The following is a 15,307-nucleotide window of genomic DNA, read 5'->3' as shown; positions in this document are numbered from 1 at the left end:
CTGCTTTTAACACTGTTATGAGTTTTCTCGGTAAGTCTGATCGACAGATACTGCAGATACTCGGTAAACGGCTGCGCCAGCACCGTCTGCACCGGGATATCACCCAGGCGCAGCTGGCGCAGCGGGCCGGACTGTCGGTATCCACGATCAAGGGGCTGGAGGCCGGTCGCGGCCGGCTGGACAGCCTGATTGCGGTGCTGCGCGAGCTGCAGCAGCTTGATGCGCTGGACGCCTTCCTGCCGGACCCCGGCCTCAGCCCGCTGCAGCTGGCCGAGCGGCAGGGGCGGCCGCGCCGGCGGGCCAGCCGCGGGGGGGCAGCGCAAGAGCCGCCGACAAAAAAACATAAACCCGAATCCGACTGGTGAACGCCATGGCAGACTCCATTGAAACCGCAACGGTCAACCTCTGGGGGCGTCGCGCCGGCGCCGTGTCCTGGCATCCGGATGGCTACGGGGTGTTCGAGTACGATCCGGACTTCGCCCAGCTCGGCCTGGACCTGTCGCCGATGCAGATGTCCATTTACGGCGGTAGCCGGATTTTCTCCTTCCCCGGCCTGAACCGCGAGACCTACAAGGGCTTGCCGGGCTTGCTGGCGGATTCCCTGCCGGACAAGTTCGGTAACGCCATCATCGACGCCTGGCTGGCGCGGCAGGGGCGCACTGCCGCGGATTTCAGCCCCATCGAGCGGCTCTGCTATACCGGCAGCCGCGGTATGGGCGCACTGGAATTCGAACCGGCGGTGGACGGCCGTTTCCGCGAGTCGGCCCCGGTGGAGATCGCCGAACTGGTGCAGCTGGCGCAGTCGGTGACCCACCGCCAGGAGGGGCTCAACTCACACTTCGACGGCGGTGACGACAACGCTGCGGCGCTCGGGGATATCCTGCGCGTCGGCACCAGCGCCGGTGGCGCGCGCGCCAAGGCGGTGATTGCGATGAATGGCGACGGTGATGTGTGTTCCGGCCAGGTGCCGGCCCCGCAAGGCTATGACTACTGGCTGCTGAAATTCGATGGCGTTGATGATATCGAACTGGGTAAATCCCAGGGCTTCGGGCGTATCGAGTACGCCTATTACCTGATGGCGCGCGCTGCCGGTATCGACATGATGGAATCGCGCCTGCTGCAGGAGAGTGGCCGCGCGCACTTTATGACCCGGCGCTTCGACCGCGCCGGTGGCGACAAGCGGCATATGCTGAGCCTGTGCGGCATCGCCCACCTGGATTTCAACTTGCCCGGCGCGCACAGCTACGAGCAGGCCTTCGCCGTCATGCGCGAACTGCGCCTGCCGAAGAGCGAGGCGATCCAGCAGTACCGCCGCATGGTGTTCAATGTCCTGGCGCGCAACCAGGACGACCACACCAAAAATATTGCCTTCCTGATGGACCGCGAGGGCCACTGGTCGCTGTCGCCGGCCTTCGATCTCACCTTCGCCCACAATCCCGGCGGCCGCTGGACCAATCGCCACCAGATGAGTGTCAACGGCAAGCGCGATCACTTCGCGCTGGCCGATCTGGAAGCAGTGGGCCATTCCATCAGTATCAAGAAGCCGCGGGAAATTATCGCCGAAGTTGCCACCGCGGTAGCGCGCTGGGCGGAGTTCGCCGGCGCCGCCGGTGTCAGTGACGTATTCACCCGCCAGATTGCCGGCAGTCACCGGCAACTGCTGTAGCGGCCTGCCATAAAAGGATCATTTCTATGCGCGCCTTTCCCGCTCGCAACCCGCTGATCGATCTCCTGCGCGGCAGCGCCATCCTGCTGGTGCTGCTGTTGCATCACGCACTCAGCTACGGCTTCAAGGGCAGCGTCGCCGACGACTGGTTGCCGCACTGGCTATTGCGTGGACTGGTACTGAATGGCAATTACGGCGTGACGATTTTCTTTACCGTGTCCGGATATCTGATCACCGGCGCGGCATTGCGACGCTATGGCAGCCTGGCGCAGGTCGACTGGCGGCATTTCTACCGCCTGCGCGCCGCACGTATTTTGCCGCCGCTGCTGCTGGCGCTGGGCGTTATTACGCTGCTGGCGTTCGCCGGACTGGACAGTTTTCGCAATAGCGGCGGGCACCGGGGCGAGGGCCAGCTGGCACTGGCGCTGCTGTCGGTCGTTACCTTCTGGCACAACCTGTTGATGCAGTCGCTGGGTTATTTCAATTACTGCCTTAACGTGTACTGGTCGTTATCGGTCGAGGAAGTCTTCTATTTAGGTTTCCCGCTGGCTTGCTTGCTGCTGAAGCGCCGCCGGGTGCTGGTAGCGCTGTGCCTGCTGCTGGTTGCGGCTGGCCCCTGGTACCGCGCCCAGCACAGCGACAATGAAATCTATTTTATGTACGGCTACCTGGCGTGCTTCGATGCGATTGCGCTGGGCTGCCTGGCGGCACTGCTGCAAAACACGGTCAGTAGCCGCGGTTGGCGGTATCTGCGCATGGTGGCGCTGTTGTTGCTGCCGGTGATTTATCTGCGTGGCATCTATGGTCACCAGGTGTGGGGATTTACCCTGGTGGCGTTGTGCACAGGCGTGGCGCTGGTGCACGCACCGGCGACACTGCCGGCGCCGCTCATGCGTATTACGCGCCCGCTGCGCTGGCTCGGCCGGCACAGCTACGAGCTGTACTTGTTCCATATCATCGTGCTGGGGCTGCTGCGGCAGTGGATAGCGCCGGCAGAGGTGAGCGGTAATTTCAAACTGCTGATGCTGGCGCTGATGATCGGGCTGTCGTGCCTGGTCAGTTACGCCGTCGCGCGCTGGTACGCGACGCCCTGCAATCGCTATCTGCGCGGCGGTGCCAGGGCTGCCCAACCGGTTCAGCCGGCGCCACTGAACTCTTGAGCCGGCAACCCGATACTGCCGGGTGAACCGGCGTGGTTGCCAGGGGCGCTAATGTCACGCGTTGTGGAGCGCTGCCGCGGGAAATAAATTCGGGCGCCGGTCGAGCCGGCTGGCTCGGCTATGCTTGCTGCAAGCATGGCGAGGAGATCCGCAGTGGCGCCCCACTGGGAACATTTCAGCCACGCCGCGGACATGGGGGTGCGCGGCTGCGGCGCGACGCAGGCCGCCGCCTTTGAGCAGGCGGCGCTGGCGCTGACGGCAATTGTTGTCGACCCGGCAGTGGTGGCGCAGCGCGAACGGGTGGATATCACCTGCGACGGCGACGACGCGGAGCTGCTGCTGGTGGACTGGCTCAATGCGCTGGTGTTCGAGATGGCCACGCGCAACCTGCTGTTCTCCCGCTTCCAGATTGATATTGACGCAGGACACCTGCGCGCGGCGGCGTGGGGCGAACCGGTCGACCGCCAGCGGCATCATCCGGTGGTCGAGGTGAAGGGCGCGACCTACACTGCGTTACGGGTAACCCGGCGGGACGACGGCAGCTGGATGGCCCAGTGTGTCGTCGACGTGTGATTTTCCATGAGCGCTGCATTTCCCCTCCAACAGCAATCTGAATTCAGCTGGTGTATCGAACCCGTCGGCAAGATGCGCGTGCCCGGCATCATTTACGCCGACGAGGCACTGATGCGCGGCATGGACGACAAGGTATTCGAGCAGCTGTGCAACGTAGCCAGCCTGCCGGGTATCGTACAGGCCGCCTACGCGATGCCCGATGCCCACTGGGGCTACGGCTTCCCGATCGGTGGCGTGGCCGCATTCGATGCCGACGAAGGCGGGGTGATTTCCGCCGGTGGCGTCGGCTTTGATATCTCCTGCGGCGTGCGCGCGCTGCGCACCGGGCTGACCATCGACGACCTCGAGTCCCACAAGAAAGCGCTGGCGGACGCCCTGTTCCGGCAGATTCCGGTCGGTGTGGGCAGTACTGGCCGTATTCACCTGAACGACAAGGGCATGACGGCAATGCTCAAAGGTGGCGCGCGCTGGGCCGTAGAGCAGGGGTTTGGCCGCGCCGAGGACCTGGAGCATATCGAGGAGCGCGGCTGCATGGCCGGCGCCGATCCGGCGGAGGTGTCCGCCCGCGCGCGCAAGCGTCAGCAGGACGAGATGGGCACGCTCGGCTCCGGCAATCACTATCTGGAAGTCCAGCGGGTCGCGGAGATTTACGATCCGGTGATCGCCGCGGCCTTCGGGCTGAAGGAGAACGACGTGGTGGTCTTCATTCACTGCGGTTCCCGCGGACTCGGCCACCAGATCGGCACTGAATTCCTGAAATATATGGTGCTCGCCGCCAGCAAGCACGGCATTGAACTACCGGATCGCGAACTCGCCTGTGCGCCGATTCTGTCCGAACTCGGGCAGGCTTACCTGGGCGCCATGCGCGCCGGTATCAACTGTGCGCTGGCCAACCGCCAGATCATCACCCACCTGACGCGCCAGGTGTTCGCGGAAGTATTGCCTCAGGCGGACCTGACCCTGCTATTCGATGTGTCGCACAATACCTGCAAACTGGAGACGCACCCGGTGGCGGGCCGCCAGCGCCAGCTGTTCGTCCACCGCAAGGGGGCCACCCGCGCGTTCGGCCCCGGCCATGCGGATATTCCCGCAACCCTGCGCGCGGTGGGCCAGCCGGTACTGATCGGCGGCTCCATGGGCACCGAATCCCATATCCTCGCCGGTTCCAGATCGGGGGCCGAGTTGTCCTTCAATTCCGCCTGCCACGGTGCCGGCCGCGCCATGAGTCGCCACCAGGCCACCAAGCGCTGGCGCGGCCGGACGCTGGTGGACGAGTTGGCCGAGCGCGGCATCATCATTCGCACGCCGTCCATGCGCGGTGTCGCCGAAGAGGCGCCCGGTGCCTACAAGGATGTGCGCGCGGTGGTGGATGCGGCCGAAAAAGCCGGCCTTGCCCACAAGGTGGCGCGGATGGAACCGCGAGTCTGTATCAAGGGCTGATCCGGCCCGCGCTACCGTGACGCCGGTTGCGGTCCTACACTCATTGCATTCGCACGTCGAACTATCGGGCGCGTCACCATGACCAATATGACTCTCAACAACGGTGTCGAGATACCGCAGCTGGGGTTCGGCACCGCCGCTATCGGCGAGTGGCAGCAAGACGACAGCTACGTTAGCGACACCATTCTCAAGGCGATGTCCATCGGCTACCGGCATTTCGATACCGCCTCCGTGTATGGCAACGAGCGTGCGCTGGGGCGCGCCATCCTCGAATCCGGTCTGCCGCGCCAGGAGCTGTTCATTACCAGCAAGGTCTGGGACACGGAGCAGGGCAGGGGCACGGCCGACGCCTTCGCGCGCAGCCTGGAGCGGCTGCAGCTGGACTACCTGGACCTGTACCTGGTGCACTGGCCGGTGCCGGCGTATACACGCGAAACCTGGGAGAGTATGGAGCGACTGTACGCGGAACGGAAAGTGCGCGCGTTGGGGCTGTCCAATTTTCGCCAGTCCGATATCGAACAGATCGCTACCTTTGCCGAGGTGCGTCCCACCTGCAACCAGATAGAGTTGCACCCCTACATGACCCAGAAACCGCTGGTGGATTACTGCCAGTTCCACAAGATGGTTGTGTCCTGCTGGTCGCCGCTGGGCTCCGGCAGCTGGAGCGGCGTGTCGACGGACGCAAAACCCATAGTGGACCCTGTGATCGTCGCGCTGGCAGAAAAACACGGGGTCAATGCGGGGCAGGTGATTCTGAAGTGGGATCTCCAGCGCGGGCGCGTCGTCATTCCCAAGGCCGAAAGCCTGCAGCATATCAGCGGCAATTTCGATCTCTACCGTTTTGAACTGAGTGACGAAGACCTGGAGGCGATCGATCGCCTCAACCGCGATTATCGCTTTGGTGCCGATCCGGATACGGCACACGAGAGCAACAAAAAGGTGCAGGTGCCAGACTAGCTGACTATCAAGGCGCGCAATGGGAAACGGGGCCGGTGGAATATTTTCCACCGGCCCCGGCCGTTAAGGACTTTTCCGGAATCTAGTAATTGAGGTCCGCAGGCTTGAACGGGCGCGCGGGTTCTTGTCCCAGCACACGCGTCAGCAGGTGGTTCATGGTGGCGGGGTCATTGTCAAAACCGCCGTGTGATTTGCTCGCGGTTGCGTCGCAGTGGCTGTAGTGAAAGGTGACCCCGGCGTTGTCCTGTTGTTCATTGAAGACTTTCATGCCCAGCAGCGCATCGTGACGCTTGTCCTCAAAGGCATTGGATACCAGGTACAGCAGTGACTTGCGGTAGACGCCGGCCACGTTGTCGCCGGTCTCCAGGTCATCGGACAGGTTGTAAATGGCGATGTCACCGAGGAGCTGGTCGCGGATCAGCGGCGCATAGTTTTCATTGAACAGCGTGTAGGTTGCCGCGGGGGCGAGCAGTGAACAGGTATCGATTTTGTCGAGCATGCCGTCCTGGAAGATGCGTTGCAGCAGGTGCCCATGCAGGATGGCGCCGGTACTGTGGCCGACCACATGGACTTTCTTGCCGCCGATCTCGTTGATGGTGTCGGTGAGAATCTTCAGGGTTTTTGCCCCGTCTGCCTCCGGACGCGCAAACGGCAGCGTGGCGCCGCGCTTCATTTCCCGCCATACGGCGCGACCGGGCACGCGGGTCAGGTTTTCGACACGGCGGTCGAACCAGTCGATGACACTGCCGCCGATGCTGCCTGCGATGTGCTCCGCCGCGTGGAACTTGCCCATCAGCACGTCTTTCAGCTCCTCCAGCAGGCCGGTGTCGTACATGAAGTGGAAGGGATAGATGCGGTTGGCGAGATACACATCCTTCATCGCCGCAATGCGCTTGGCCGAGGCCTTGATGCTGTTGAGGCCGCCGTGCGCATAGAAGAGCACATGGTCAAAATCCTGCGCGTGCCGGCGCATATTGTCTGCAATGGCAAAAACCTGGCTTTCATTGCTCCAGTAGCGGCCGCCATCGTGAAACTTGCCATCGTCGAAATGGACGAAGTGATTCCAGATCTTGCTGTGGCTGGGGGCTCCGGCGCTTTCTGACGGGTTGGCAGCCGAGGCGGTGCCGGCGCGGCGCGCGCGATCGAATATCTGCGGTGTCGGCAGGGCCACCTGAATCACCCACGCATCGTAAACAGATTCCAGCCAGTCCTCGTAGCGCCACAGGGCAATGCCCTTGTGGCCCCAGTCTTCGCCCCAGGAGTTTTGCACCCAGAATCCGTCCTCGTTATAGCCGACGATGGCGAAGGCGTGTCCACCGATGGTGCTGTCGCTGCGCTCGATAGTAAACTGGCCGTCCTTGTATGGGACCAGCGCCTGCCAGCCTGCGTGCACGGCTGCAGACACATAGATAATGCCGGTCTCGTTGATCGCCGAATGCATGTCGGTGATCTGCGGGTGAATCCGGTAGTAGGCGCCGATGGTACGCGACTTGGCATCTTCCAGCTGCTCGAATCCCAGCAAGCCGGCTTCGTTATTACCGTACAGTTCATCGAGGCAGACGCCCGAGTTCTGCCAGCCTTTAATCGCGCCTCGACAACTGGAGCCGCTGTAATCCTCTCCGGCCCATTCGTCGTAGCGGCGGGCCATGTGGTACAGCATCCATGGGCTCACTTTGAGCGGATGGTTTTGCAACTGGTACAAACGATTGATGACTGCGGCGAGACCGAAGCCGGTACAGGCTCCGTCGTTGCCCTGATCGAGTATGGTGAGATCACCGGGGGGATCCATTGCCGGCTGCAGTGGGGCGAGGCGGGGTTCGTAGTAACGATCGCGTAAATCTGGTGCATCGGAATTAACGTCAAACTTCTTATTGATTGTTTGCATGACAAGCTCCCTTTGTTGCCATTGACGATGACTGTCGCTAAATGAAAACCTCTTTCCTGAAGTAAACGTTCAATCCATACCTTCGAACGCGGCCGCTTAGATTAATCCATCGTTCGCGTGTTCAACAACGGTATACGGGCGCAACACGATCAGTGCTGCGCCGAATTTCTGTGCCAGCGCGAATCTCCCCTGCGTAATTCCGTGTAATCAGTCGACGGTCTCGGTCGTTGCCGGCCTGGACTCCTCGGCCCGGGCCATACGCTGCACCAGTGAGGGCTCCTGTGCCGCTTTCTGGTTCTGCTTGCGCAGCGCCTCCCGGTAGACGCGGTCGCCGACGATATATTCTTCTGCGCGCTGGTTGATGTCGCTGTAGCGACCGTTCAGCTCGGCGACTCTGGCGGACAGGTGCTCGAGGTCGAGGATGCCGTCGAAGTAGAGCGCGATCAGTCGCTCGCACTCGCGGGCGATGGCCAGGTATTCGTTGCCCACCTCGCGGTGGCCCTCGTAGTTTTTCTTGAAATTGAAAAATGTCTGCACACCGCCGAGCAGCGCGGTGAGCAGCGCCAGTGCGGCGCCGCTCCACTTGGTCCAGTCGGGCAGTTCGGCATTGATCAGCGAGAAGAACAGCGAGCCCAGGAACAGGTTGACCACTACGATCGGCACACCGCACAGGACGTGCAGGTGGCGCCCGCGCATCGACGCGCGAAAATGGCTGTGCTTGCACAGGTGGGCGTTCCAGCGCAGTTTTTCCAGAACTTGTACGGTGTTGGGTATCTGGCTCATGGGGAATTCTTATTGTCGCTCGGAGGCAGGGGAGGGGGGAGACTAGCAAGTTTTTCCGTCGGATTCATGTCCGCGCGGTGTCCTCGGCGCAGCCTGCCGAGGCTTCAGCGCCCCCTGCAGGCTGAGCCGTTATTGCGCGCTGGCCGGGTCGACGCTGGCCTGCCGCACGGAACGCGGTATGGCGAATAGAATCGACCCCAGTGCGGCCAGGCCCAGCAGCCAGCAGTACTGGATATGCCCCACCAGCGCCAGCGGCGATATCCCGGCGAGGGAGGAAGCCAACAGCGCCTGGGCGCCATAGGGCAGTAACCCCTGTACGACGCAGGAGAAAATATCCAGCAGGCTCGCGCTGCGGCGCGGGTCGACGCCATAGCGCGCGGCGATGTCGCGGGCCAGTTCGCCGTTCAGCAAAATGGCGACGGTATTGTTGGCCACACAGACGTTGGTGGCGGCCACAACGCCGCCGATCGCCAGCTCGCCGGCGCGGGTCGAGCCGCGGCCGCCGCACCGGGCAATCCCCTGTGCCAGCCAGGCCAGGCCGCCGCCGGACTTCATCAGCGCGCCCAGACCGCCGATCAGCAGTGACAGGATCAGGATCTCCTGCATACCGGAGTAGCCGGCATAGATATCCCGGGCCAGCACCGCGACGCTGTAATCCGGCTGCAGCGCGAGACCGACAGCGCCGGCGCACACTATGCCGGTGAACAGCACCAGGAACACGTTGATCCCGATCACCGCGAGCAGCAGCACCAGCAGGTAGGGCAGTACGCGCAGCAGCTGGTGTTGCTCTGCCGCGGGCGGCGCAGCGCTGGCACTGCTGCCCTGAAAGTAGAGCCACACCAGCGTCAGCAGTGCAGCCGGCAGCGCGATGCGGAAATTCAGGCGAAACTTGTCCCGCATGTCGACGCCCTGGCTGCGGGTGGCGGCAATGGTGGTATCGGAGATGACCGACAGGTTGTCGCCGAGCATGGCGCCGCCGACCACCGCGCCCAGGGTTGCCAGCAGCGGCAGGTCGCCGCCATCGGCGAGACCGATGGCGATCGGTGCGATGGCCGCGACGGTACCCATCGAGGTGCCCATGGCGGTGGCGACCAGTGCGGTGATGGCAAACAGTCCGGGCAGCACCAGATCGGGCGGAATGGCGCCGAGGGCGAGGCCGACCGTTGCGTCCACACCGCCGACCGCCCTGGCCACACTGGCGAAACCGCCGGCCAGCAGGTAGATGAGCACCATGGTGATCACGGTGTGGTCGCCGACTCCACGCACAAACTTTTCGATACGCTGATCCAGCGACCCGCGGGCCAGCAGCAGGGCAAGTGCGATCGCCGGCAGAATCGCGACCGGTGCGGATATCTGGTAGAAGGCCATCTCGGTGCCCTGTGCCTGGTACCAGAGACCGGCGCCAACGAACAGGGAGAGAAAGAGTACCAGCGGTAAAAGTGCGAGAGCGGAGGGTTTAGTCATAACCTCTGACTAGTGCGACTGAATCGTTTGAGTGGCGGATTGGAGATACTGAGGGGGCGGAATTATAGGACGCTGGAAATAGATGGCCAATAATCATTTGCCCGCGCGCAGTTTAAGCCGGTTATAAGTAACGGGTGGACGTTATTGACTGACGGCTGGTGCCCGACTTAGCGGGAGCGTGGAATGCGTCATCATATTTTCGCTTTTCAGCCAAATTGCCGGTGCTGTTATCGCCCCTTCTGATGCGGGCTCGCTAAATCGCTCAACCGTCGAACGAGCCCGGTGCAGGCTACTGCGACTTCTTGCGGCAGCGCAGTTCCGGCGCGCCGTACCCCCAGGTAACGCGCGCTTCGCCCTGGTGCTCCCAGAAGCTCTCGTTGCGGCCGCGGTAGCGGGTGCCGCTGGCACTGGGTTGCAGGTACATCAGGGAAGTGCTGTCGCCGCGCTCGGCGATCAGGGTGCGCGGTTCGGTCTTGAAGAAAGTGACAACAATTTCATTGGCGGGGTTGCCACCGCAGGCATAAAACACCGGCCCGGTGCCGGGCACCAGGCGGTAGCGGGCCTGCAGCCCGGCGATGCGCTGCCGGTAGCTGTCGGCTACACATTTTCTCTGGTCGTCGCTTTTCCAGCACGCGTTACGCCCCTTGATCCAGCCGCGCTGCTCCGCCTTCAGGGTCGGCGGATGTTCATTGACGGCCTTCTGCTGCGCGGCGCGGTAAACTTCCCCCAGTTTGCGGTCGAGGGACGCCAGCGCACGGTCTGCGCAGATCAGCGCCTCGATGCTGCCGGCTTCCACCGCACTGCAGTCATACGAGGGCGAGAAAGCCCGGGGTTCGGCGGTGCTGGCCCCGCAACCGCTCAGCAGTGCGAGCAGCACAGTGCTGCAGAGGAGGTTGTTGGCAAAAGCGCGGTCGATCATCGGTGGTCTCCGGTTACCGCTAAAGTGTGGCACAGGGGACCGCCGGCCGACCAGACCGGAGCCGCCGCAATCAGCGCGCGGCGGGTCGGCGCCGACTGTGGACAGCGCGACCCTCCGCGGTAGACTGAGGGCCGTCATACAAAACAATAACAACCGGGCCGCAGCGGCTCCGTTTCTGGGGGAATCCATGGCAATCACACGGCAGCATTTTATCGTGCTGGGTCCGGTTGTGGCCGCGCTGTTTTATCTCGCACTGCTCGGCGCCGGCATGGCGCACGCGCCGGCGGCCACCGCCGCCATCACCCTGCTGACGGTCATCTGGTGGATCACCGAGGCGCTGCCGATACCGGCCACGTCGCTGGTACCGTTTGTGCTACTGCCCCTGGCTGGTGTCGCCGACCACAAACTGGTGGCCGCGTCGCTGGGCAGCCATGTGATCCTGCTATTGATGGGCGCGTTTATGCTGTCCAAGGCGCTGGAGAAAAGCGGTGCCCACGAGCGGCTGGCGCGCTACATGCTGCAGCTGGTGGGGGTGTCTTCCGGGCGCCGGCTGGTGCTGGGCTTTATGCTCGCCGCCGGCGTGCTCAGCATGTGGATCTCCAATACCGCTACCACGCTGGCGATGCTGCCGATTGCGCTGGCGATTGTCGCGCGGGTGGAAAACCGCCGCCTGACCACCGCATTGATTCTCGGCATCGCCTACGCCGCCAGCCTCGGCGGTATCGGTAGCCCGATCGGTACCCCGCCGAATGTGATCTTTATGGGGATTTACGAGGCAACCACCGGGCGTGGCTTTACATTCCTCGAGTGGATGAAGATCGGCGTCCCGGTGGTCCTCGTGACCCTGCCACTGATGGCCCTGTGGCTGACGCGCAACGTGCGCCTCGAGCGCAATCTGGAGCTGCCGGCAGTGGGCGCCTGGCGCGCCGAAGAGGTGCGCACGCTACTGGTATTCGGCCTGGCGATCCTGCTGTGGATCACCCGCAAGGAACCCCTCGGTGGCTGGAGCGGACTGCTCGGCGTCGACAGTGCCGGCGACAGCACGGTGGCGCTGGCGGCGGTGGTACTGATGTTCCTGGTACCCGACGGCCGCGGCAGTCGCCTGCTCGACTGGCCCACGGCGGTGGACATTCCGTGGGGCATGTTGCTGTTGTTTGCCGGTGGCATTGCACTGGCCAAGGGCTTCGTCGCCTCCGGCCTGAGCGATACGCTCGGCAACGGCCTCAGCTTCCTGACCGCGCTGCCGCTGTGGCTGATGCTGGTGTTGCTGTGCCTGGCGGTGACCTTCCTGACGGAAATCACCAGCAACACCGCCACCGCCACGCTGCTGATGCCGATTCTCGCGGTGGCCGCAAAGGCGGCGGGGTTCGACCCGCAGGTGCTGATGATTCCGGCCGCCATGTGCGCCAGCTGCGCCTTTATGCTGCCGGTGGCCACGGCCCCGAACGCGATAGCCTACGGCACCGGCAGGGTACCTATCCGCGAAATGGCGCGGGAGGGCGCGGCACTGAGCGTGCTGGCGGCGCTGGTGATCGCCGCCATGAGCCGGTTGTTACTGGTGTAGTGAGCGGATTCCACTCGGCAGACGTTGGTCCGGCGGCACCGCTTTGCCGCGGGGCGCGCTGCACACTGCATCGAGGTTTTCCCTGCGAATAAAATCACCAGTCCATTTTCGCGCGGATAAATTTCGCCAGCGTTTTGCCATTGGCAATATGCTGGGCGATGCGCGGGTGCTGGCCGTAGCCGGTGAAGGGGAAGAACAGCGTATCCAGCCTGTGATCACCGAATTCGCTGCGCATGCGTTTGACCGCGCTGCGGATATAGTCCGGCCACTTGTCAGTGGCGGTGGCGTCCATGCTGCCGAGTGCGCAAACGATTTCCGCATGCGGGTATTTGGCGCGGATCGAGCGCACGAAATCCACATAGGCCTGAACGCGCTGGGCGTCGCCGGGCACCGGCTGCAGACGCTTTTCCCGATCGATCAGCCAGCTGTCATTTTGCAACAGGTTGATTACCACCACTTCCGGGGTCCACTGGCTGAAGTCCCAGCGGCTGTCGTTATCGCCCACTGCGCTCAACTGGTCGTAGTAGTCCGGCATGGTGAACGGGAACCAGCTGACCATGATGCCGATACCGCTTTTGCACACGGTGTGCAGCTCCGCCCCCAGCTGGCGCGCCGCCACCGAGCCATAGGCCCAGTAGTTGTTCTTTTCCGCGGCCAGGTCATCGCGGCCGTTATTCGCACCCTCGTTGCCCATACCGCAGGTGATTGAATCGCCGTAGATCTCCATGCGGTGCGCGGGGCGCGCCGGAAGTGGCAGCAGTTTGCCGCCGTCGGCCAGCTCCAGCCCCTTGAAGGCGGTGGCGCCTTCTTCACCTTCAGTACGCTTGTACAGCTCCAGTGTGTGTTCGCCCGGGGGCAGGGCGCGGCTGATCTCGTAGCGCTGTTCTCCCTTGTTGGCCTGCAGCACGAACGGGTGTTCGGCGTTGCCGTCCACAATCACGCTGTAGTAGTTCTGGCCTTTTTCATCGTCCAGCCACAGGCTCAGGTCGGTACCGGTAAAATGGGCCCGGACGCTGGAACCGGGCCAGGACAGTAGCGGGGCTTTGCCGTCTGTGAAGTCGATACGGCCGGTGTAGCGCAGTTGCGGCGCGTCGGCGTCGATGCGGGTGGCAGCCGGCAATTGGCCGGAGATTAGCGCCAGCCACAGGGCGGCGGTGATGGCGAACAGTCTTGTCATCGCGGGTATCCATTATTGTGCTACCGCGATTCCAGCGCCGCGGTGGCGCATATGGTAGCGCTACAATTTTTGGCATGCCAGAGATCTCCCCTGCCACGCTCACCGCTGTTCAGACTTAATAATTCAATGAAAACACGGTAAAAAGACATCTTTGCCCCGCAGTGACCAGGATGATTTATGGCAAAGACGCTACAACTGGAATCGATGCCCTCCAGGCCCCGCCTGTATCTGCGCGCGCTTTGCGCGCGAAAATCCGGGAAACTGCCGCTAACTCCGGGGGGACAGGCGGATGACAGGGCGGGTGAACCGGCGCCTGAGAGGGATCAGGCGGCGACCGGAGAGCTGGCCAGAGTCTCACTGCAGCGCGTGCGCCCCGACCCGGCCGCGCTGAAAGCCTACCGCGAGGTTGGCGGATTTGCCGCCAGCGGTAGCCTTCCGGCCACCTATCCGTTCGTTCTGGCCATGCCACTGCAGATGGAGCTGCTGGTGTCGGATGCGTTTCCGTTCCAGGTACTGGGGCTGGTCCATGTGCGCAATGTCATCACCCAGTATCGTCCCGTTGCTGAGGACAGCGCGCTCGATCTCGAGTGCCGGCTGTGTGGCCCGCGCCCGGCGGCCAGGGGCCTGGAATTCGACCTCCACACACAGGTCAGCGCCGGCGGTGATCTGCTGTGGGAGTGCACCAGCACCCTGTTGCGGCGGGAGCGGCGCGGAACGGGGCGGGTAGCCCGCGGTGCCCGCAAAGTGCTGCCAAATCTCAGTGCGGCCACCGTGCAGCGCTGGGATATCCCCGCCAATATCGGCCGCCGCTACGCCGCCGTTTCCGGTGACCGCAATCCGATACACCTGTCCCGCTGGAGCGCCAGGCTGTTCGGCTTCCCGCGCGCCATTGCCCACGGAATGTGGACCAAGGCGCATTGCCTCGCGGCGCTGGAACCGCAGTTGCCCACCGGCCCCTTCCGCATCGATGTTGCCTTCAAATTGCCAATCCTGCTGCCGGCATCGGCGCAGCTGCACTACTGCAGTGCCGACGGTGCGATTGATTTTGCGGTGAAAGACGGTTCGGGCAAAAAACCGCATCTGCAGGGGCGTATCGAGTCACTCTGAATTCAGGTAGCGGCCTGTTGGCCGCGCCCTGAGATTTTATCCGGGCGTCTCTTCGGTACCCCCAAGGACATACACCACTTTGCCGATCAGTTTGTCCCGGCTCACCGTGCCGAACATGCGCGAGTCCAGGCTGTTACAACGGTTGTCGCCGGCGATAAACAGCCTGCCATCCGGCACGGCAATCTCGGGGAAATTGGCCAGCCGGCACAGTGTCTTGCCCGGGAGAATATAACGTTCGTCCCGGCGTTCCCCATTGCGTGTCACCACGGAGTCCGCGAAGGCGATTCTGTCACCACCTTGCGCCACTACCCGGCCAACAAACGCGTTATCCGAGTGCGGCGCGCGGTAGACGACGATATCCCCCGGTGCTGGTTCCGAACTGCGATAGGCAAAGGTCTCCACCACGATCAGGTCGCCGGGGTTCAGGGTCGGCTGCATGGATCTGGACGGCATACTGAAAAAGGTGATTCCCCAGATCCGGGCGCGGGGATCGAGCGATGCCGTGCCGTAGGGATTAATGATATAGACAGCCAGCGCAATGACTGCGGCGGCGGCGAAAAACAGCAGTGGTGATCGTTTCATCGATGGCGTCGCTCGCGGGGGTTGCGATCC

Annotated in this window: 14 protein-coding genes; 8 read left to right on the top strand and 6 right to left on the bottom strand. The window is 63.1% G+C overall.

Annotated elements, in window-relative coordinates; translation table 11 throughout:
• Window positions 1-17 precede the first annotated feature (17 nt).
• From ABDK11_RS13800 to ABDK11_RS13775, 6 genes are all read left to right on the top strand, one after another.
• Window positions 18-365 carry a helix-turn-helix transcriptional regulator gene (locus tag ABDK11_RS13800; RefSeq protein ID WP_346837095.1) on the top strand — a complete coding sequence of 116 codons (348 nt, stop codon included), beginning with the start codon at window positions 18-20 and terminating at the stop codon, window positions 363-365.
• Between the two features lie 5 nt (window positions 366-370).
• A complete protein-coding gene (locus tag ABDK11_RS13795) occupies window positions 371-1,666 on the top strand; it encodes a type II toxin-antitoxin system HipA family toxin (RefSeq protein WP_346837094.1) in 1,296 nt (431 codons plus the stop codon).
• A 26-nt stretch (window positions 1,667-1,692) separates the two neighbouring features.
• Window positions 1,693-2,826 carry an acyltransferase gene (locus ABDK11_RS13790; protein WP_346837093.1) on the top strand — a complete coding sequence of 378 codons (1,134 nt, stop codon included), beginning with the start codon at window positions 1,693-1,695 and terminating at the stop codon, window positions 2,824-2,826.
• 153 nt (window positions 2,827-2,979) lie between these two features.
• Complete coding sequence (locus tag ABDK11_RS13785; protein WP_346837092.1) at window positions 2,980-3,399, top strand: archease; 420 nt, start codon at window positions 2,980-2,982, stop codon at window positions 3,397-3,399.
• A 6-nt stretch (window positions 3,400-3,405) separates the two neighbouring features.
• On the top strand, window positions 3,406-4,839 hold the full coding sequence (locus ABDK11_RS13780; RefSeq protein ID WP_346837091.1) for an RtcB family protein: 1,434 nt from the start codon (window positions 3,406-3,408) through the stop codon (window positions 4,837-4,839).
• Between the two features lie 78 nt (window positions 4,840-4,917).
• Complete coding sequence (locus tag ABDK11_RS13775) at window positions 4,918-5,796, top strand: aldo/keto reductase (RefSeq protein WP_346837090.1); 879 nt, start codon at window positions 4,918-4,920, stop codon at window positions 5,794-5,796.
• 82 nt (window positions 5,797-5,878) lie between these two features.
• Here the strand turns inward: ABDK11_RS13775 and ABDK11_RS13770 are convergent, their stop codons facing one another.
• The 4 genes from ABDK11_RS13770 to ABDK11_RS13755 all read right to left on the bottom strand — a co-directional run bounded on the left by ABDK11_RS13770 (window position 5,879) and on the right by ABDK11_RS13755 (window position 10,847).
• The gene (locus tag ABDK11_RS13770; protein WP_346837089.1) at window positions 5,879-7,681 is read right to left on the bottom strand and encodes a C1 family peptidase; all 1,803 of its coding nucleotides are present in this window, start codon (window positions 7,679-7,681) and stop codon (window positions 5,879-5,881) included.
• Between the two features lie 207 nt (window positions 7,682-7,888).
• Window positions 7,889-8,464 (bottom strand): DUF4231 domain-containing protein, encoded by a 576-nt coding sequence (locus ABDK11_RS13765; protein ID WP_346837088.1) that lies wholly within the window; start codon window positions 8,462-8,464, stop codon window positions 7,889-7,891.
• Between the two features lie 129 nt (window positions 8,465-8,593).
• Window positions 8,594-9,928: a Na+/H+ antiporter NhaC family protein gene (locus tag ABDK11_RS13760; protein ID WP_346837087.1), complete on the bottom strand. Its 1,335-nt coding sequence runs from the start codon at window positions 9,926-9,928 to the stop codon at window positions 8,594-8,596.
• Between the two features lie 289 nt (window positions 9,929-10,217).
• On the bottom strand, window positions 10,218-10,847 hold the full coding sequence (locus ABDK11_RS13755) for an MliC family protein (protein WP_346837086.1): 630 nt from the start codon (window positions 10,845-10,847) through the stop codon (window positions 10,218-10,220).
• Between the two features lie 187 nt (window positions 10,848-11,034).
• Between ABDK11_RS13755 and ABDK11_RS13750 the strand changes: the two genes are divergently transcribed.
• Window positions 11,035-12,411, top strand: coding sequence for an SLC13 family permease (locus ABDK11_RS13750; RefSeq protein ID WP_346837085.1), 1,377 nt, complete (start codon window positions 11,035-11,037; stop codon window positions 12,409-12,411).
• A 94-nt stretch (window positions 12,412-12,505) separates the two neighbouring features.
• On the opposite strand, the gene ABDK11_RS13745 is transcribed toward ABDK11_RS13750, so the two are convergent.
• Window positions 12,506-13,588, bottom strand: coding sequence for an SGNH/GDSL hydrolase family protein (locus ABDK11_RS13745; RefSeq protein ID WP_346837084.1), 1,083 nt, complete (start codon window positions 13,586-13,588; stop codon window positions 12,506-12,508).
• 177 nt (window positions 13,589-13,765) lie between these two features.
• On the opposite strand from ABDK11_RS13745, the gene ABDK11_RS13740 reads away from it, so the two are divergent.
• A complete protein-coding gene (locus tag ABDK11_RS13740; RefSeq protein ID WP_346837083.1) occupies window positions 13,766-14,695 on the top strand; it encodes a MaoC/PaaZ C-terminal domain-containing protein in 930 nt (309 codons plus the stop codon).
• A gap of 36 nt (window positions 14,696-14,731) precedes the next feature.
• Here ABDK11_RS13740 and lepB read toward each other — a convergent pair whose 3' ends face one another.
• The gene (gene lepB, locus ABDK11_RS13735) at window positions 14,732-15,277 is read right to left on the bottom strand and encodes a signal peptidase I (RefSeq protein ID WP_346837082.1); all 546 of its coding nucleotides are present in this window, start codon (window positions 15,275-15,277) and stop codon (window positions 14,732-14,734) included.
• Window positions 15,278-15,307: the final 30 nt, after the last annotated feature.

Origin of the sequence: Microbulbifer sp. SAOS-129_SWC, assembly GCF_039696035.1 — a bacterium.
In the GTDB taxonomy this organism is placed as follows: domain Bacteria; phylum Pseudomonadota; class Gammaproteobacteria; order Pseudomonadales; family Cellvibrionaceae; genus Microbulbifer.
Note: the sequence above shows the minus strand (reverse complement) of the source record. Positions and strands in the feature narration are given on the sequence as shown.